Genomic DNA, 19,119 nt, shown 5'->3' with positions numbered 1-19,119 from the left:
ATTACTTCTCCTTACTCTATTTGATTTAATTGATTATAAACATTCAAATATTCTAAACCCATTCTTTCCCTTGAATATTCTTTTTGTGCACTGTTCGCTATATCCTCTGAAGAATATTCTATTTTTTTATTTAACCAGTTAATGACTGTGTTTTCTAGTTCGTCTATATCGCCATAGTTAACAAACTTACTAAAGTTATTTAGAGCAATTGATTCTGGCCCACCTGCTTTAAAACCCACAACAGGTGTTCCGCATGAAAGAGACTCTGCACAAACCATTGAAAATGTTTCACGTTTACTAGTTATTAATGTTAAATCTGCCATAGAATAATATGCTGCTAACTCTTTTTGATTAATAGTGCGTCCAACATTAATTACATTTGAAGGTAGTTGGACAGACAAATCTTCACTTCCAATAACTACTATTTTAATATTCTTATCTTTTAGTCTTTCCGCTAAGCTAGCAATGTATCTTCCACCTTTTAAATCATTCTCACCCAACGAAAAATTAGCTGTAACATGTAATAAAATCTTTTCGTTTTCTAGGCCGTGTTTTTCTTTTAAATTATTATACTTTGTTGGTTTAAAAGTTTCTGCAGTATCTATTCCATTGTAAATAACACGAAATGAATGTTGGTTTAATATAGGAGAAATTTTGGCCCTATCTTCAAGCCACTTAGATACAGAAATAATTCTTAAATTAGTAAACCCATCAAAAGCTTCCTTCATTTTTTCCCATGCTGTTTTAGTACGATCAAACTGATAGGATTTAGTTGCATACCAAAGCTGCGGACAATTACCACAGCCATTTTTCCATTTTTCACATTCAAAAGAATGACCGCAGTTACCCGTATGCATAAATTCAGCATGTAGCGTTAAAACAGTTTTAACATTATTTTTTTTTAGAAATTGAAGTAATTTATATATATCTACAAAATAACCGTTAATACATTGAAGGTGAACAATATCTGGTTGTTCCTTCTTTATAATTTTTATTAACTTATAAGTTGCAAACCAAGCACCATTAAACTGTAGCCCTGTAATTCGTGACCTTAAAGCATTAAACTTAGCTGAAATCTCACTAGAAGTCTTATAAATATTCACATCACACTCTTTTTGTCCTCTTCCATAACAAACAACAGAATCAATTCCTTTTTCTTGTAAAAAGCTATGAATATCATATACAATTTTGCCTGTACTTCCTCTTTTATAGACACTATTAACTTGTAATACTTTCATACTATCCCCACTTCACCTCAAATAATCTACTATCGCACTTCGAATAGAGACTCAATAATATTGGACAGCAATTCCCTGTTTTTAACCGCGTTATGATTTCTATCTGCTAATTCTTTAGCAGAAGCACATACTCTATTACTTTCCTCATCCGACGAAAACAAGTTTTTTAAATTGTCTTCCAGTGATTCCTCATCTGAAATAACACACGCTGCCTTACCTTTTAGAAGGTATGAAATAGAAGCTACTTCCTTTGGTCCGTAGGCAATAATACACGCACCAGAAGCCAAGCAATCAGCAATTTTAGTTGAAAGAGAGTATTTAACACGTTTCTTAAAAATTTCATCAAATGATTCCGTGTGAATGACATATTTACTGGAAAGCATCAATTCCTGTACTTTTTCCGCAGTTACTCTTCCACAAAAATTAATCCCATTATCAGAAGTTAACTTCCCTGTAATTTCTGTTCTGATTTCACCAGAAAAAACATCAATATGATCCAAGCCAGGAATACCTATGTTATTCAATGCTCTGCCAAGTGAAATCAACTGTTCAGCTCTTCCGTGGCCTAGATTTCCTGCATAAATTATTGATTCAGTTTTAATAGAGTTATTACTAATATTCAGTAGATTTGTCGGAGTATATAGAGTATACCCTTTCTTCTTAAATAATTTTGAATAGTCGTCTTTCATCATATCGCTAACCGCCACGAATGCGCTCGAATAATCAAACAACTCTTTTGCTGTTTTCATTAAATTGTAATAAGTAATATGATACAAAGGATCGATCGTTTTCTTTTTGTCAACATAGAAATCATCATAACACCCAATGATTACGGGGATGTTCCTTCTCTTTGCTATATATAGTGTGACAATATAAGAAAATGCATAGTCACCAGATGCAAAATAGATTACGTCTGGATTGAATTTATCCAGCCATTCTTCTAGTTTCTTTGATTTCCATTTACCTAGTAACCATATTAAATTTCGAATAAAATATACGGCTGGCTTTCTATTCCCCTTTTTCCTAATTTTAGTTTTTATCCACAAATCTTTATTTTCCATACAGTTATGGGAAGTGATATTGACTTTATTCCCAACTTCTTTTCTGGAAAAAACCGAACGAAGTACGTCAGAATCAGTGATACGAAAATAGTTGTTACAATATTCAGAGTTGGGTTCTTCATCAGAAAAAAACAATTGGGCAATTTGTTCACTTTTTAAGCCCATAAATTGATTTTCCAGTGTTCTTGCCATATTATTTTCTTTTCCTAACGCATTATGACTAATCAATAAAACTTTTCTTTCCATTTGAGTTCCGCCTTCTATATGTTAATTCTTCAATTAAAATCGGAAATTAAAGTCTGCACAGCTGTTTCATGTTATTCGCCCTAATTTATAAAGGAATTACAAGCAGATCTTCGTTTTAAATGTAGTAAATGAGAACGACCTTATTTATTAAACTTACAGCCAACTGATGAATACTAACCATCAACACTATTAGCAGAAATATGTCTCCGTCTAGTTGTGTCTAACTTCATCATAAGCCATGGACTTAAACATCCACCAAATAGAAGCAACTTTCTATAAATTGATATTTCTCCATTAAATGCGAATTTTATAGAATTATGTCTTATATACGATTTCCATCTTTTATAATCGTTCAAATACTCTTTTTCTAAGTGATTTGACTTTATTTTTACTAATGCGCCTAAACTAAAAAGACATAGATGTAAATTAAGCATTGTGTTGACTTTCGGGCTATTTACTATAAGTTGCTTCTTAATGTTTTTTAATGCTTTCTCACCGTTATATAGTTTATTAATATCGAACTTTGTTGTTGCAGAAGCTTCATTGTTTCGTCTGTAATAGTAAACTTTACGATTTCCAACACCAACAGAATTAGATATTTGTGATACAGTGGTTATAAAAGTCAGTCCTTCTCCATAAAATAAAACAGTCGAAAACCATATATTATTGTTAACTATTAAGCTTCGTTTGAAGATTTTATTCCAACATCCCACAATAACATCTGGTGATAAAAGTAGTGCAGTCGCATCTTCTGGTTGCAGTTTCTCTATATATTCGCTTTCAGTTTGCTTTTCACCACTCTTGGTATAGCAACGTTTTGAAAGGCAGAATTCTGAGCCTGTATTTTCAATAAGACTGAGCATGTACTCAACATAATCTGGTGCAATATAATCATCTCCATCCACAAAAACCAAATATTCGCCAGTAGATATTTCAATACCACTATTTCTTGCAGCACTAACCCCGGCATTTTCTTTGTGTATAATGCGAACTCTGTTGTCTTGTTGCGATACATTATCAATAAGTTGTCCTGTTTTGTCTGTGGACCCATCATCAACAACAATGACCTCTATATTTGTATATGTTTGTTCTAATATTGATGAAAGACACTTTTCTATATACTTTTCAACATTATATGCTGGTACGATTATCGAAACCAGTGACTTTAAAGTTTCATTATTAAGGTTACCTACCATTTTTTTCCCCCATATACTGTAGCGCATTTATAAGGTACTCCACAGATTTCTTCCTTTCTTCCTCAAGGACATCTTTACTTTTACTGAAATCAATCGGTGCAACTAATAACTCCATGGATGGATTAAATCGTTCTTCTAACGAAACCAATTTCAGGAATGAATCCAACCGAGAGGATTGCTTTCCAGCAGAGCCATATTGTCTTTCAAATGTGTAAAAAGGCACTTCATAATTAACTGCAAATGCAGTACCATGAAACGAATCCGTGCAAACGTATGATGCATTTTTAACATACTGGACAAATTCAACAGGTCCGGCATCCGGTGCACAATCAAACCAATCTGACGCTTCTCTTTGATAAGGAAGGGCTATTACCTTCAGTTTAGTTCTATCAGCTAATTCCTTAATACACTTTTTTGCGAAATCAGATGGTTCATTTAAAAAGTAAGCCAATATATATTTTTCACTTTCTGACAAGTCTTCTTGTAATTCTAAATATTTATCCCACTTCGTTCCATCTAGCAACAGGGTAGGATCAATCAAATGAGCAGCATTCTTATTAGTCAATTCCTTAATTATAGAAACACCAGATTCCTCCCGCACTGAAAGATTCGGGATATCCATAATGTATTTTGTAATAATATTCTTATTGTAATCAGCAACTTTATCTCTTCCAAAACTTGGGGCAAAAGCAATTCTTTTCTCTTTTGGCGCAAATCTTAAGTAATACTGTGGATCTACATATAATGCTTCTGCATTCCAAATCTGATCACTCCCGCACAAAAACGCCTTAAAATCATCACTTTTTGCAAGACGCTTTAATTGATTCCATGTACAGTGATTGGGTTGTATTTTGTTGAGTCTAAAAGTTTTGAATAATTCCTTTGAATGTTCACTATAGGGTTTACTCATGTTATCACTATAAATACTGACTCTCTTTTTAATATTATGTGGTTGTCTCAAAAGCCTAAAAGCAATAACCGCGATTTTCTTTATTCTTACATCCCTACCTTTGATAAAACTGCCTTTTAATGAAATATTAATTCCCTGATACCCCAATTCGTTCAAAATCATTTTACTTGCATATGCCTGCAATGCCGATCCATAATTAAATCCGGTGTGCACAGTAGCTATTCCAATTTTTTTCATAACGTTCTCCTCTTGACAATCAATTTATATATTTTCATATTATAAAGCTGGTTCCTGCCTTTATGCACCAATAGATTCCAGAATATAAAAGAATGCGTTCCTACTTTATAGACTTATATTCGCTACTTTCTATTAATAAATAGATTTATAAAATGAATAGGCGAAAACATCAAAGATAGACATAAGTTTTTAATCATAGAAAAGTACCTTTTCTTCCGAAACTCTGCATAAGCTATAACGGCATAGTGTCGCATTTTTACATATCTTTGGTCTTTTTGTGGTAATTTATCAAAGTATTTCTTTTTATATTCGTATAGTTCATTCTCGCCTTTTATTTTTCCATCTCCACTAGATAATCCGTCCGTTTCACTGTGTACATATGCTTTAACATCGCATCTAGGCAAATAACCAAAAACACCTTTACCTTCTATTGCCTTCTGCATTAAATAAAACTCATCTCCAACATTAATTGGGGAAAAAAGCCCAATATCTATTAGATACTTCTTTTTAAACATCATGACATCTGTTCCTGTCATATGAAACATTAGATGATATCTTATCAAACTTTCTGATGAAAAATCTTTAATATAGCCTCTAATACGTTTTTCAATTAACTTATCTTTTTCATCATAGAGCCATAAGTCTGTAATTGAAAAATCTAAACCTTCATTAATCATAAACTCAACTTGTTTCTTAACTTTGTCGGGTAGATAAATATCATCATCATCTAAAAAAGTTACATACTCACCCGTAGCTAGCTTAATTCCAATATTTCTAGTTTCTGCAGAGCCTTTATTATTCATGTTTTGCACATAAATAATTTCAACATTATCTGAGTCCTTCATGTTGTTAACAATCTTTTCAACTTCAGTATTCCATTCAGCATCAGCATTGTCATCAACTAAAATAATTTCATAATTAGAGTAAGTCTGTACAATTAAAGATTGTAAAGCCTTTTCCAATGCTTCTTTTCGTCTATATGTTGCTACTATAATTGATACCTTAGGGGATTTATATGTTGACATACCTTCCTCAGTAAGATTTGTAGTTGTATTGTTCATTTTGAAATCCCCTTATTATTTCACTGACTCTTTATCAGCTTTTTTTATTCCAGTTCCGCCTTCAACAACACCATCGCTTCTTAATACACTAGATATAGTCCCGAAGAAGCACTTTACATCCATCAAGAAGCTAACCTTCTCAACGTACTCCCCATCCAACTCCGCTTTCACATTAATAGGAAGCTCATCTCTTCCATTAATCTGTGCCCAACCTGTTAGTCCAGGTGGTACATCATTTGCTCCATACTTATCACGTTCAGCAATAAGATCGTACTGATTCCACAATGCTGGTCTAGGCCCAATAATACTCATTTGACCAACAAAGATATTCCAAATCTGAGGTAACTCATCTAATGATGTTTTCCTTAAAAACTTCCCCATTTTAGTAATATATTGATCCGGATTATCTAAAAGGTGTGTCGGTGTATCCTTTGGAGTATCAATTCTCATCGTACGGAATTTTAAAATATTAAAATGGGTTTTGTTAATTCCAACACGTTTTTGTTTAAAAAGTACAGGACCTTTTGAGTCTAATTTAATTCCTAGAATAAGAATTAAAAAAATAGGGGATAATACTATCAGCCCTATTAATGAAAGAACAATATCTATTAATCTTTTAATTTTCATATACATCTCCGTTACACTCCTTGAAAGTTTTTTAGTTTATTAGTACTTAACTGGAATCCATTCCAATCAACTACTAACCTACTAAATCTTATCCTGTTGGCATAGCTACCTCGTAATATCTATTCAATCAACAACATTCAATCACGATGACTTTTTATTTCCACACTAATCTAACCGTATTCTTCCTATTAAACTACCCTTCAATCAAACTTTAAAAATTACTAAAAACACTCGAAACATATCTCAGAGGGCTTCCAGCACCTTATCTGATTACGATAGTCAGTACCCATTCTCCATTTAATCTGTTCTCCGATTTTTTTCATTAGTTAAAAATAAAAATCACCATTTTATAAAATCAAAACCATTAATTTTAGCCAACTCAGCTTATATACAAAAAATTAATCCCTTTTGACTTAAGAATGAATGACCTATTTATACTTTTCCTTAGTCTAATATCATTTACTTCCTTTTAATACTATCAATTTATGCATGTATTTAACAAAAAAGTATTGTGAATTTTTAGGAGAATATATGAATATACAATAACTACATATCAGTTCTTAACAATTAAAAAAAGGAATCTCATTCGCATTATCGTCTTTTTTTGAACCTTCTTTACATATGACTTTCCCTTCCAAGTAGTTTTCCTCACACGTAACACCGCAAGCCTCTCCAAAGTTATCCTGTAAATACTGTGCAAAAAATTTGTCATTATGTTCAACTTGGTTCAACATAAGAAAATCTATATAATTTTTTCTGTACAAGTGTCATTTGAAGTGTACAAGACTCTTCTTTAACATCTTGGAATACTCTCACTATCTTCTGGGTAGCTCCCCTATTAGAATAGAAATAATTATAATAACTGTTAGAATTTCTCTTAACGTGAAACCATTACTATTGATAATATATTCACGTTTTTTTTTTGTAAATACACATACCAAATTACATTTTAGAAACTAGGTACAAATAGCTCCCTATTATAAAACTATCTGTACCACAATTTCACTTCACTACATTCAGTACCCTTAAGCTATTTTTCTTGAAATTCGCAATATCCAATAGTTCCTGTCTCAACGAATCCTTATCCATCCTAACAAAGTCTGATATTAATTCGCTTGTTACATTAATATTAACCGGCGGCGTTTTCCCAATATAAATTTTCGGAAATACTTGCTTATCATGAACTTCATCCTTACCAAGCAGTTCTTCAAACATTTTCTCCCCAGGTCTCATTCCCGTAAACTCGATCCCAATTTCATCTATAGAGTATCCTGATAGCTTGATAAGGTTTTTTGCCAAATCAACAATCTTTACTGGTTCACCCATATCTAATACAAATACTTCTCCACCACGGGCTAATGCTCCAGCTTGTAGCACAAGTCTTGATGCCTCAGGAATTGTCATAAAGTAACGAACCATGTCTGGATGAGTGACCGTTACAGGACCACCAGCTTTAATTTGTTCTTTGAAAAGGGGGATGACACTGCCTCGACTTCCTAATACATTACCAAACCGAACAGCGACAAACCGCGTTTGACTAATTAAATCCATATGCTGGACGATCATTTCGGCAATTCGTTTTGTTGATCCCATCACACTTGTTGGATTTACTGCTTTGTCCGTTGAAATCATCACAAATGTATTAACTTTCGCATCACTTGCTGCTTCTGCTACATTTTTCGTTCCGATGACATTGTTCTTCACTGCTTCTTCTGGATTACGTTCCATTAACGGTACATGTTTATGTGCTGCCGCATGGAAGACAACATGCGGTTTTCTTCTATTCATAATTGTAAAGATTTTTTCTCGGTCTTGGATATCTGCAATTTCCGTATCAATGTTTAACTCAGGAACAGTTCGTCTTAGTTCCATTTCAATTGAATAAATGCTATTTTCTCCATGACCTAACATAATTAATTGCTCTGGTTTAAATTTTGCAATTTGCCGACAAATTTCTGATCCAATCGACCCACCAGCACCTGTAACTAAGATTGTTTGATTTTTAATATACGTTTCGATTCCATCAATATCTAATTCAACCGGGTCTCTTCCTAGTAAGTCCTCTACTTGAACTTCTCGGAATTGCTCAACGGATACTTTCCCTGTCATAATATCTTCGATTCTTGGCATGATTTGTGTTTTTGCAGTTGTTTTTGAACATTCATTAAAGATGTTGTTTAACTCTTCACGTTTCAGGGAAGGAATAGCAATAATGATGTTTTTAATCTCGTTTTCTTTTACAACTTGTTCAATGTTTTCAATTCCACCAACAACTGGGATTCCTAATATTTCTAGATTTTGTTTGGACACATCATCATCGATATATGCTATTGGATTTAAATCAACTTCTTCACTATGTTGTAGTTGTCGAACTACCATAGTTCCAGCTGCACCAGCTCCAATAATGAGGGTCGCCTTTTTATCTTTATTCGGTTTTATATACGAATCTCGCAACATTCGCCATGAAAACCGTGCTCCACCGATAAGCAAAATATGCATCATCCACGTGATTGCTAATGTGCGAAAGAATACTTCTTGGAAGAAGAAAAGTTGCACCACTGCTGTTAATAATATCGACAATGATACAGCTTTCACAATTGCAATTAATTCGAAAACACTCGCATATTGCCACGCTTTTTTATACAACTTATACAAATGAGCAAACAGGTGGTGTCCGACTAATAATGTAACAGCACTAACAATAAGAACAGATGAAAGTAAGTTACTTGTTGGGACAAGAATCACATTACTAATAAAAATACAAATGAGAACAATAAAAGAATCAATAAATATCAAACTCGCTAACCTACGTTTATAAGACAATCTTTTTCCTCCTCCCAATCCTTTACATAAAATGTAAAGCCTTAAAATAAACCATTTAGTAAAAAATAGCTTATTTTAAGGCTTTAATTTAAAACTTCTATGAAAGCGTTTCACAATCGAAAATTTAAGTAATCGAGGCATTTAACCTCACCTCACACCATACCATTGGCGACAAGCGCCTAAGGTGTTTTACCCACAGTATGGTCGAGTGCCTCCATTGATAACGGCTAGGAGACATCACCAACACTTCTAATCTACGAATAAATTAGAAAATTCCAAGAATTTTTCGCCTTTTAATCATTTCTGGTTGTTCTACTGCTACATGTTTGTTTTCTGCTAAAAGTGCTGCGTTTTCTTGGAACTGATAAACGGTTCCCGTTCCAAACTTTGTTTCAACTTGTAAATATGCAGACGCTAATCTGAAAGTACGCGCATCAATGTTATGTGCATCCGATGCTACAAAATGTGTTAAATTCGCTTCAATGATTTGCTCACTGTATTGCTTAATCTTTTTACCGAAATGTCCTGTAATGCTTGAAGACGTTACTTGAGTTAATGCTCCATTTTTCACGAATTCATACAAAACCTCAGGTTTTTCCATTAATTCTTTATTACGTTCAGGATGGACAATAATTGGAATAATCCCTTTCACTTGCAATTGATAGAAAAGTGATGCTGCAAATCTTGGAACATGATTAGAAGGGAATTCAACAAAAAGGTAAGTTCCATGATTTGCTAACGTAATAATATCACTACTATCTATGTCTTCTATTATTCCACCTGTAATTCTAACTTCTTGTCCTGGCAATACTTTTAAATTGATTCCATCTTCTATTAATCTATCATTTAACGCTTCAACAGCACTCAAAACTGTTTGTCCAGGATTGTCGAAAGAAGGGTGGTGATGATGCGGTGTGGCAATTATTGTCGTAATACCTTCTTCTACTGCTTGTTTAGCCATCATGATGCTCTCGTCTACTGTTTTTGGTCCGTCATCAAGTCCCGGCAAAATATGACAATGAATATCGATCACAAAATCCCCTCCTTTTTACCTAGTAAATCAACAACCTTTTACATTTTACCTTAATTTTTGTTATTTTAATAGATAAATCCTTCTACATAATTCGTCATTATTCACCATAGTAATAATAATAGCTGTTTCCTGCATCTTTTTTGTTATTAACAACAATACCTAAAATATTGGCGTTTGACTTTGTTAACAGCTCTTTTGCTTTCACTGCATGTTCGCGATTTGTCTTGCCACAGGAAACAACAAAAACGGTCCCGTCACATTTACTACTTAAAATTTGCGCATCCGTTACTGCAACAACGGGGGGAGTATCAATAATAATTGTGTCGAATTCTGTCTTTAAATGTTCTAACAACTCAACCATCGCTTTTGAGTTTAATAACTCAGCTGGATTAGGCGGAATCGGCCCACTCGGTAATATAAAGAGATTTTCAATTTTTGATTGTTGAATTGTGTCGACTATTTCTTCTTGTTTTGTTAATAAACTTGTTAATCCTCGAGTATTTAATACTTCAAATGTATAGTGACCTGTTGGCTTTCGTAAGTCACTATCAATATATAGCACTTTTTTTCCAGTTTGAGCCATAACAACGGCTAAGTTAGCAGAAGTTGTCGATTTACCTTCTCCTGGACCAGCTGATGTTACAATAATTGTTTTAATTTCTTTATCAACAGAAGCAAATTGAATATTTGTACGAATAATACGGTACTGTTCTGAAATCGGTGAATTCTTTTTTGTGTTTGTAATTAAGTCTCTTTGCTTCGTATTTGGTTTCACATTATTTCTAGCCACCTAGTACACTCCTTTATTAAGCGCCTCTTCTATTCTTCTTGTCATTATCCATGTTTGGAACGACTCCTAAGATTGGAAGTTCCAACAATTTTTCGATATCTTGTTCATCTTTCACCGTCGTATCTAAATACTCAAGTAAAAAAGCAATTCCTACTGCGATCATCAAACCAACCACAAACGCAATCGCCATATTTAACGTTGGCTTCGGGGCAACCGGACTTGGATTTGCACTTAATTGTGCTGGAGATAGAATATTGACATTGTCCACACTCATAATTGTAACAATTTCACGTTGAAACACATCTGCTACTGTATTCGCAATTTGCACTGCTATTTCAGGTTGTTCATGTTGCACCGTTATTCTAACAACCTGTGAATTCCCTTCGCTTCCAACAGTAATTCTATTGTTTGCTTGTCCTACTGTTTCTGTTAAGTTCGCCTCGGCTATCACTTTTTCTAAAATAACTGGACTTTTAATAATGACATTATACGTATTAATTAAATCTAAATTGGCTCTTATATCTGTTGAATTAATATTCTGATCTTGTTGTGTTTGGTTTACCAATAATTGTGTAGAACTTTCGTATACGGGAGTTAGTACAAAATAACTAATTAATCCACTTACAAGAATTGCTAGTATAGGAAGTAGAATAATTAATTTTATTCTTCTTCGAAGTGTTGAAAATATCTCTTGTAAACTAATCGTTTCTTCCATTCTTTTTTATGCCCTCCTACTAATAACTGTAAATAACATAGAGAATTATATCACATATTGTTAGGATGTGATGAAAAAAATTTCAATTGCCTTTAACTACCATGATGATTATAATAGGAAAGTAGTTTACAATTTAGTAGTATTTCTATACTAGAGTTTAAAATATATATGAAAGTGAGACAAAAGATGAAAAAGCCTTTAATCATTGCTGCGATAGTGTTTGGTGTTGGTTTTCTTTCTATTATTGGATATGGATTATATTTATATATGAGTGTGAATTCGACGGCTTCAGAAATACATGAACCCCTTGATCGAGAATTTTCAGAGAAACGCGGGGCCCAAGTAGATGTCGAAGGAAAGCAACCGATGTCGTTTTTACTTGCGGGAGTTGATTCAACCGGGGAAACTCATGCAGGTCGATCCGATACGATTATTGTATTGACTGTCAATCCTAATGATAAATCAATTAAAATGGTCAGTATTCCTCGTGATACTCGCACTGAAATTGTCGGTCGCGGAACAATTGAAAAAATCAACCATGCTTATGCTTATGGTGGTGTCCAAATGACAGTGGATACTGTGGAAAATTTCTTAAATATCCCAATTGACCACTATGTCAGTATTAACATGGAAGGCTTCAAAGGCATTGTTGATGCTTTAGGTGGCGTAAATGTTAATAATGAATTTGCATTTAATAGTGGTGGACATGAATTTGGAGAAGGGCCATTGTTCTTAAATGGTGAGGAAGCATTAGCGTACTCGCGTATGAGAAAGCAAGATGCTCGCGGCGACTTCGGTCGTAACGACCGTCAACGTCAAATTGTAGAGGCTGTTATTAAAGAAGGTGCTCAACTGTCTTCAATTACAAAAGCAGGCAGTATTTTAGATGCAGTCGGCGAATCTGTCCGTACAGACTTAACATTAAGCGAAATGTGGGCTATACAATCCAACTATAAAGAAGCTGGTGGAAATGTTGAACAGCTTGCTTTAGTTGGACCAAGTCAACGAATTGATGGGTTAAGTTATGTTGTTATTTCAGACGAAGACCGTAACAATATGACGCAACTTTTACGTGAACATTTGGAACTAGATTAATAGAGAAACGAATGTCGGGTATGCTTCTTGCATATCCGGCTTTTTCTTTTGCTTTACGTTGGATTTACAAAAACTTTAGAAACAACTGAGCCCAACCGATAATGGATATCCATAACGGAATGCTTATTGCTGTTCCCCATGCTAATCCTTTGAAAAAATTTACACCTTCGTTTTCCATTTGTAGAAATCCTCCTGTTTTTACAGTAGTCTTTCCTCTATTTTTCTGTTTATACATAGGAAATACCCTTTGCTCAAGTGAGCAAAGGGTATTTTGTCCTTCTGAGATGGACGATGTCTTTTTAGGGTGTCAGTCACCCCGAAGGGGTGACACCACCATCAATACATCCGCTTCGCACCTAAATATCGTTCTTTCCAATAGGTACTGTTCATATTCGCAATGATAACACCAGTAGACGAACCACTATGGATGAACTGGTTATTTCCTATGTAAATCCCATTATGTGAAGGCCCAGTTACGGTTTCAAAGAAAACAACATCTCCCACTGCTGGTTGCGATACTGCTTTCCCGAAATTCCATTGCAATGCTACTGTTCTTGGAATGGTTACACCTTGTCTGCTAAAGACCGTTTGTACAAATCCACTACAGTCAAAACCACTAGCTGTCGTTCCTCCCCAAACATATGGAGTACCAATAAATGTTGCCGCATCCGCTACCATATTCGTTACCATCGCCGCTGGGCTTGTTGAACCGCGACTCGGAAGTTCACTCGTTGATTCTGACGCTTTATTCGTAGCGACTTCTTTAATCTTAGCAATTGTTGCTTGGTCAGCAACACCCGTTACTTTAATGTTGTTTAATCGTTGAAACTCTCTTACCGATTGCGCGGTAATTTCACCGTAATACCCTGTTGGCTGTACATTAAATAAGCCTAGTGACCGAAGTTGTGATTGCAGCTCTGTCACCGCATCACTTCTTACTCCAATCGTTAAAGAGGTTGATGGCGCTGGAGCAGGAGCTGGTGTCGTTGTAACTGGTGTTGCTGCAGGAGCTTTCCCAGTACTCCTTTCCGCTAGCGCTTTTTCGAGTTCAGCGCGGGTTTGCGGACCAACAAATCCATCTACTTTAATCTTTCTTGCTCTTTGAAAATCTCGAACAGCAAGCTCAGTAATGCCACCGAAATTTCCTGTGACGCTGTGACTGTAAAATCCCAAATCCTTAAGCTGTTGCTGTAATGTTCGTACTTGGTTACCTTTACTGCCATTGCGCAGGACGGCAACTTGTCCAGTTGAAGGAGTTGAGACTTTCAATGTTGAGTTTGTGTTTGGTTGGTTTACATTTAAAAGTGATGACAGTGTTTGCGGCCCTACAATGCCATCCACTTTTAATTTATGCTTACGTTGATACGCTTTCACTGCATCTGTTGTAATCCGCCCGAAATACCCTGTCACTTCATGATTAAAATGACCTTCTTGCTTTAATCTAAGTTGTAATTCTTCCACTTGTTTTCCACGCGACCCAAAACGTAGCACCGAAGTAGTCGTTAACGCCGATTGAGTAGAAGAAGACGTCGTTGATAATGTTGTTGTCACTTGTGCCGTTTGCATTCTTTGGGCTTGCACTTGTGTTTGTTGGTCCATTAATGCTAAAAGTGTACTTAATGTTTGTGGACCCGCAATTCCATCGACTTGGAGACGATGTTCTCGTTGGAATTTACGAACTGCGTCTTCTGTAATTGGTCCATAATACCCTGTTGACTGATCAAAGGTGAAAAATCCTTTTGCTTTTAATGCATCTTGCAAGTCTTTTACATCTGGATGATTCATTCCTTTACGAAGCGTTTGGTCTCCTAAGGCTGCATCTGCATCTTGTGGACTTGCTAAGAAAATTCCTGTAGCTAACGCTGATGAAATCACAACTTTTCTCATCGTTGCCGATTTACTCACACTTGACACCTCCGACATTGGAAATAGAACTAATATTTACTATTTATAATATCGGCAATCCTCCTATAATCCTAGAGACTTTTCTCACAATTTTTCTTTTTTCTAGTTAAATCGACTTAAAAATTGTTATTTTTTCATTTTTTATGACATTTCCGTTCATAATAATGAACAACAATGCTACTTTTTAATTATATAAAGAACTCAACTGCTTGTTATAGTCTTTATTACCACTAACATATACTTACTCACTTTCACATTTTTATGTATGATTCATGGTTGTTTACTCGCGAGAACAAAAAGTTGCAATAAGACGCTCTTTCCATTTGCTCTTTGAAGCTGTAAGCAGATATCGTAACATCCTCATATTGTCCATCATGAAAATCAACTTGTGTTCTTGGTTCTTCTATTACATTTTCTACAATTTTATAACCTTTAACATGCAAGAGAAACACCCATTCACAATCAAAATGGCTTGATGACAGAGTCGGAAAAGCGATTATGCTTTTTTCAGGGAAAATAGGGATCGGGATTTTATTGCGATACGTAGTACTATAAAGGACAGCCTCTCTTCGCCCAGTGTAACTTGAGCCTCCTTCTAAACAAGCATTTTCGATATAATCCTTCGGTCGGAACATCGTGTAGAACTTACATCCTTTTTCATACACGAGTGTTCCATACTTCTCATGTCGCACCGGCTTTAACAACATCGTATTTGCATTAATCATATAATCGAGTTCCTTGTTCTTCCCCATTTTCTTCCTCCTCAACTTTACTCATTCTCTCTTTTATTCGAACCAAATCATTAGTTTAATCAAAAAACGATAGAGCATTCGTCAATTATGCCTTTATTTATGCTTTTGTTTTTGAAAAACGGTGATTAGCCCCCTTTTCAAATTCCTCGTACTGTAGACGTAACCGGTAATACTCGAAAGCGCGCTTTCATAAAGAGGTTTAAAATGGATTATTCAAAGATGTCTTTTGATTTTGTCGCTACTCAATTTGAACCGATGATAAAAAAACAAATAACAGCATTGCATCTCTATAAAAACTATGATGAGTTTTATCAAATGGGGTTAATCGCACTTTGGGAGGCACACAAAAATTTCGATCCAGAAAAAGGAGCATTCCCTGCGTATGCGCAATCTTATGTTCGCGGAAAGATGATGACATTGTTACAAAAAGAAAAGACTTTTGTAACTAGACATGAATTACATGACGATGATGTTCAAATATCGAAAAGCTATACGATGTTTGACGACGAAAGAGAAGAATTACCTGATATCTACTTTGAAGGTCTAAGCCCACGAGAAAGACTATGGGTACAAGAGGCGTTTGTTTTACAAAAGAAACGAAAACAAATTGCAGAAGAGCATCGAGTATCTATAGAGGTAGTCAAAGGATGGAGGAAGGGCGCGATAAGAAAATTACGAAACAAACACCTCCTTACCGAAAAATGTTAAATCCTGTCTTTAATATAGCAGAAATGATTCGAACTAATCACTACCGTTTCGACTATTTTTGTTATATTTAACAAATTTTACAATAAATTTAAACGTTCGATAAACACAGCATAAAATTACAATCAAAAGAAAATCAGAAAATTCTACCATTTCCTTTTTGAATAAACAAAGGTATCTCCCCAAACAATAAATTAAAAAAGGAGATATCATATGGATGTTTTACTCTTTTTAATTGGATTAGGAATGTTAATTGTATTTGGAATCATGGCGTTAATAAATGCAAAGAATAATCGTAAAGGACATTTGAAAAAGGCAGGAATTGGATTAGTTTTATTTATTGTCGGGATAATGATTATGCCAGAAGCTGAAGATACTGTTCAACCAGCTCCCGAAGATGAGGTCGTTACTGAAGTAGACCAAAAAGAAGAACCAATAGAACCTGAAATAGACGAGGAAAACGATATCGAAGATGAAATTCCACCAGAAAATTTTCTCGAACTTGAAACCGAGGATCAAGAAGCCTTTATTGAACAACTTGCAATTGAAATATTAGGAGAAGAAAAGTATAACTACAGCTTCGTGATGGATGATTATGATGTCGATACCGACGCTTCCGTTATATCTTTAGGCATTAACGCATCAGATAACTTAACACGTAACTTGATACGAACAGGAGTTTTGATGGATACAACAAAAATAGTTCAAGCTATTCATGAAATTGCACCAGAAGGATATGATGTAGCGCTGGAATTTTATTTTCCTAGTGTCGATGCTTACGGGAATGAAGGCACAATGTTAATCGCCAATGTTTCTTTTTATGAAGAAACATTAGACAAAATTAATTGGGACAATTTTCTCCACGGAAATGTACCAACCGTTGCCGACCACTACTGGCAACACCGAGATTTGGGGTAACGTTATTTATTTTTACAATACATTAAAAAACCGCCTCACATGGCGGTTTTATTTTTTATAAGTCGTATGCTTTAGTACGTATTTCATAAATTCATCAAACGTTGTCGAGTACTTATTCCACTGATGATACCATTTCCTAATCGTCTCTAACAACCAAAACGGAACTGTTTTTCCTTCAATGAGATAATAATATTCATCGTACGCTCGTTTTAAATGTTCCCAACGAAAGTCGTTTCCTTCTTTAACATACTCCGATACATCTAGAATTTTTGCTTTCCCATGTTGCATCAGTATATTTTTGAGGTGAATGTCTCGAGGATTTAGCCCTTTTTCTTGCACATATACACGAGCATTTTCCACGTCTTGTATAACGTTTTTAGGGATTCGGATTCCTTGAAGAAGGCAATCAAACAACGTCACTCCTTCTTCGAAACTTAACACAAGTATACGGTCTGTCGAGGCATAGCATTTCGAGAAAAAAGGAGACTCTCCTAACCTGCGATATACATCTTCTTCAATTTTCACTTTGTCCTTTTTATCAGTCGCATACATTTTAAATGCAAATTTTGGGGCATGAATTGATTGGAATACTGCCGCATCGGTCCCCACTCCAACACAACGAATATCTGGAGCTGTTCCGGTTATCGTGACCGGTTGATTGTTTGGATTGGACGTGACCGTAATTACTGAAAGACTTTCCATCACATTTTCCCAGTGTTGCTCCATCTAACTATCCCCTTTTCATGGTCAAAAAATCACCCTATACACGATAGGATGATTTTTTTTATCATTGTTATGTTATTATTAAATACTCAGTTTATTACTTGTAATTGATTCTAAATAAGCAAATACTTCTTTTTGCAAATCTTCACGTTCAAGCGCGAAATCAACCGTTGCTTTAATAAAACCAAATTTATCACCAACATCATAACGTTTCCCTTGAAACTCATATGCAAGAACCGCTTGATCTAAGTTTAATTGCTTTATGGCGTCTGTTAATTGAATTTCATTTCCTGCCCCTGGTTTTGTGTTAGCTAAAATCTCGAAAATTTCAGGGCGCAAAACATAACGACCCATAATGGCAAAGTTGGAAGGTGCGTCTTCTAACTTAGGCTTTTCAACTAAATCATCGACATGAATGACACCCGATTCGATTTCTGAACCTTTTGGCGCGACGATCCCGTATTTGGAAACATCTTCATCAGGCACAGGTTGGACACCAACGACAGAAGAATGGAAACGATTAAATGTATCAATAAGCTGTTTTAAACACGGAACTTCAGAACGAACAATATCGTCTCCTAGCATAACAGCAAATGGCTCATCACCAACAAAACGACGCGCACATAATATCGCATGTCCAAGTCCTTTTGGCTCTTTTTGGCGAATATAGTGAATGTTTGCTAGATTAGAAATTGATTGGATTTCTTCTAACATCGCATATTTTTGTTTTTTCTCTAGTGTTTCTTCTAGTTCGTATGATTTGTCAAAGTGGTCTTCTATTGCTCGTTTACCCCGACCACTAATAATAATAATATCTTCAATTCCAGACTCAACAGCTTCTTCAACAATATATTGAATTGTTGGCTTATCAACAATTGGTAACATTTCTTTTGGTTGAGCTTTTGTTGCTGGTAAAAATCGAGTTCCTAGACCGGCTGCAGGAATAATCGCTTTTCTCACATTCACTTTTTATCTCTCCTCATAAATAATTTACATTTTTTTGTCGTTTTTCACTCAATCTAAATCTTATATGTTCCTTTCCATTTAGTCAAATTCCTTCTTTTTGTAAAAAATGTAATGAAAA

The 19,119-nt window shown here is 34.9% G+C and carries 18 protein-coding genes; 3 read left to right on the top strand and 15 right to left on the bottom strand.

All coding sequences use genetic code 11. The features are described 5' to 3' along the window. Positions 1 to 11: 11 nt before the first annotated feature. The 11 genes from T323_RS0108375 to T323_RS0108325 all read right to left on the bottom strand — a co-directional run bounded on the left by T323_RS0108375 (position 12) and on the right by T323_RS0108325 (position 11,937). Positions 12 to 1,238, bottom strand: coding sequence for a glycosyltransferase (locus tag T323_RS0108375; RefSeq protein ID WP_026672876.1), 1,227 nt, complete (start codon positions 1,236 to 1,238; stop codon positions 12 to 14). 29 nt (positions 1,239 to 1,267) lie between these two features. Continuing rightward, complete coding sequence (locus T323_RS0108370; RefSeq protein WP_026672875.1) at positions 1,268 to 2,545, bottom strand: glycosyltransferase; 1,278 nt, start codon at positions 2,543 to 2,545, stop codon at positions 1,268 to 1,270. 173 nt (positions 2,546 to 2,718) lie between these two features. Beyond that, positions 2,719 to 3,741 (bottom strand): glycosyltransferase family 2 protein, encoded by a 1,023-nt coding sequence (locus tag T323_RS26330; RefSeq protein ID WP_051556447.1) that lies wholly within the window; start codon positions 3,739 to 3,741, stop codon positions 2,719 to 2,721. Beyond that, positions 3,731 to 4,888 carry a polysaccharide pyruvyl transferase family protein gene (locus tag T323_RS0108360; protein WP_035178157.1) on the bottom strand — a complete coding sequence of 386 codons (1,158 nt, stop codon included), beginning with the start codon at positions 4,886 to 4,888 and terminating at the stop codon, positions 3,731 to 3,733. The genes T323_RS26330 and T323_RS0108360 overlap by 11 nt, the downstream gene beginning before the upstream one ends. A 122-nt stretch (positions 4,889 to 5,010) precedes the next feature. Next, positions 5,011 to 5,949, bottom strand: a complete 939-nt coding sequence (locus T323_RS27900) for a glycosyltransferase family 2 protein (protein ID WP_026672873.1) — start codon at positions 5,947 to 5,949, stop codon at positions 5,011 to 5,013. Between the two features lie 15 nt (positions 5,950 to 5,964). Next, positions 5,965 to 6,582, bottom strand: a complete 618-nt coding sequence (locus T323_RS0108350; RefSeq protein ID WP_026672872.1) for a sugar transferase — start codon at positions 6,580 to 6,582, stop codon at positions 5,965 to 5,967. 809 nt (positions 6,583 to 7,391) lie between these two features. Then, on the bottom strand, positions 7,392 to 7,517 hold the full coding sequence (locus T323_RS29730; protein WP_084309188.1) for a prepilin-type N-terminal cleavage/methylation domain-containing protein: 126 nt from the start codon (positions 7,515 to 7,517) through the stop codon (positions 7,392 to 7,394). A 61-nt stretch (positions 7,518 to 7,578) separates the two neighbouring features. Beyond that, positions 7,579 to 9,399, bottom strand: coding sequence for a polysaccharide biosynthesis protein (locus T323_RS0108340; protein WP_026672870.1), 1,821 nt, complete (start codon positions 9,397 to 9,399; stop codon positions 7,579 to 7,581). Positions 9,400 to 9,664: 265 nt separating this feature from the next. Then, a complete protein-coding gene (locus tag T323_RS0108335; RefSeq protein ID WP_026672869.1) occupies positions 9,665 to 10,432 on the bottom strand; it encodes a tyrosine-protein phosphatase in 768 nt (255 codons plus the stop codon). A gap of 97 nt (positions 10,433 to 10,529) precedes the next feature. Beyond that, a complete protein-coding gene (locus T323_RS0108330; protein WP_026672868.1) occupies positions 10,530 to 11,222 on the bottom strand; it encodes a CpsD/CapB family tyrosine-protein kinase in 693 nt (230 codons plus the stop codon). 16 nt (positions 11,223 to 11,238) lie between these two features. Continuing rightward, entirely contained in the window at positions 11,239 to 11,937 is a 699-nt protein-coding gene (locus T323_RS0108325) for a YveK family protein (RefSeq protein WP_026672867.1), read from the bottom strand. A 186-nt stretch (positions 11,938 to 12,123) separates the two neighbouring features. Between T323_RS0108325 and T323_RS0108320 the strand changes: the two genes are divergently transcribed. Further along, positions 12,124 to 13,032 (top strand): LCP family glycopolymer transferase, encoded by a 909-nt coding sequence (locus T323_RS0108320; protein ID WP_026672866.1) that lies wholly within the window; start codon positions 12,124 to 12,126, stop codon positions 13,030 to 13,032. A 336-nt stretch (positions 13,033 to 13,368) separates the two neighbouring features. Here T323_RS0108320 and T323_RS0108310 read toward each other — a convergent pair whose 3' ends face one another. After that, a complete protein-coding gene (locus T323_RS0108310; RefSeq protein ID WP_051556446.1) occupies positions 13,369 to 14,937 on the bottom strand; it encodes a C40 family peptidase in 1,569 nt (522 codons plus the stop codon). Between the two features lie 251 nt (positions 14,938 to 15,188). Further along, entirely contained in the window at positions 15,189 to 15,689 is a 501-nt protein-coding gene (locus T323_RS26320; protein WP_051556445.1) for a competence protein ComK, read from the bottom strand. A 204-nt stretch (positions 15,690 to 15,893) separates the two neighbouring features. Between T323_RS26320 and T323_RS0108300 the strand changes: the two genes are divergently transcribed. Together T323_RS0108300 and T323_RS27895 are read left to right on the top strand one after the other, a co-directional pair. Continuing rightward, the gene (locus tag T323_RS0108300) at positions 15,894 to 16,397 is read left to right on the top strand and encodes a sigma-70 family RNA polymerase sigma factor (RefSeq protein WP_051556444.1); all 504 of its coding nucleotides are present in this window, start codon (positions 15,894 to 15,896) and stop codon (positions 16,395 to 16,397) included. A gap of 210 nt (positions 16,398 to 16,607) precedes the next feature. Then, the gene (locus T323_RS27895) at positions 16,608 to 17,312 is read left to right on the top strand and encodes a hypothetical protein (protein WP_026672863.1); all 705 of its coding nucleotides are present in this window, start codon (positions 16,608 to 16,610) and stop codon (positions 17,310 to 17,312) included. 48 nt (positions 17,313 to 17,360) lie between these two features. Here T323_RS27895 and T323_RS0108290 read toward each other — a convergent pair whose 3' ends face one another. Beyond that, on the bottom strand, positions 17,361 to 18,038 hold the full coding sequence (locus tag T323_RS0108290; RefSeq protein WP_026672862.1) for a serine/threonine protein kinase: 678 nt from the start codon (positions 18,036 to 18,038) through the stop codon (positions 17,361 to 17,363). A 78-nt stretch (positions 18,039 to 18,116) separates the two neighbouring features. After that, positions 18,117 to 19,001: a UTP--glucose-1-phosphate uridylyltransferase GalU gene (gene galU / locus T323_RS0108285; RefSeq protein ID WP_026672861.1), complete on the bottom strand. Its 885-nt coding sequence runs from the start codon at positions 18,999 to 19,001 to the stop codon at positions 18,117 to 18,119. Between the last annotated feature and the right edge of the window lie 118 nt (positions 19,002 to 19,119).

The sequence above is a fragment of the Alkalihalobacillus bogoriensis ATCC BAA-922 genome, assembly GCF_000621445.1.
In the GTDB taxonomy this organism is placed as follows: Bacteria; Bacillota; Bacilli; order Bacillales; family Bacillaceae_F; genus Bacillus_AO; species Bacillus_AO bogoriense.
This window is presented reverse-complemented; position numbering and strand designations above follow the sequence as displayed.

What these genes read in the sequence shown, in the direction of transcription:
- T323_RS0108375 (WP_026672876.1), bottom strand. Translation starts at nt 1,238, where the DNA reads ATGAAAGTATTACAAGTTAATAGTGTCTATAAAAGAGGAAGTACAGGC.
- T323_RS0108370 (WP_026672875.1), bottom strand. Translation starts at nt 2,545, where the DNA reads ATGGAAAGAAAAGTTTTATTGATTAGTCATAATGCGTTAGGAAAAGAA.
- T323_RS26330 (WP_051556447.1), bottom strand. Translation starts at nt 3,741, where the DNA reads ATGGTAGGTAACCTTAATAATGAAACTTTAAAGTCACTGGTTTCGATA.
- T323_RS0108360 (WP_035178157.1), bottom strand. Translation starts at nt 4,888, where the DNA reads ATGAAAAAAATTGGAATAGCTACTGTGCACACCGGATTTAATTATGGA.
- T323_RS27900 (WP_026672873.1), bottom strand. Translation starts at nt 5,949, where the DNA reads ATGAACAATACAACTACAAATCTTACTGAGGAAGGTATGTCAACATAT.
- T323_RS0108350 (WP_026672872.1), bottom strand. Translation starts at nt 6,582, where the DNA reads ATGTATATGAAAATTAAAAGATTAATAGATATTGTTCTTTCATTAATA.
- T323_RS0108325 (WP_026672867.1), bottom strand. Translation starts at nt 11,937, where the DNA reads ATGGAAGAAACGATTAGTTTACAAGAGATATTTTCAACACTTCGAAGA.
- T323_RS0108320 (WP_026672866.1), top strand. Translation starts at nt 12,124, where the DNA reads ATGAAAAAGCCTTTAATCATTGCTGCGATAGTGTTTGGTGTTGGTTTT.
- T323_RS26320 (WP_051556445.1), bottom strand. Translation starts at nt 15,689, where the DNA reads ATGGGGAAGAACAAGGAACTCGATTATATGATTAATGCAAATACGATG.
- T323_RS0108300 (WP_051556444.1), top strand. Translation starts at nt 15,894, where the DNA reads ATGGATTATTCAAAGATGTCTTTTGATTTTGTCGCTACTCAATTTGAA.
- T323_RS27895 (WP_026672863.1), top strand. Translation starts at nt 16,608, where the DNA reads ATGGATGTTTTACTCTTTTTAATTGGATTAGGAATGTTAATTGTATTT.
- T323_RS0108290 (WP_026672862.1), bottom strand. Translation starts at nt 18,038, where the DNA reads ATGGAGCAACACTGGGAAAATGTGATGGAAAGTCTTTCAGTAATTACG.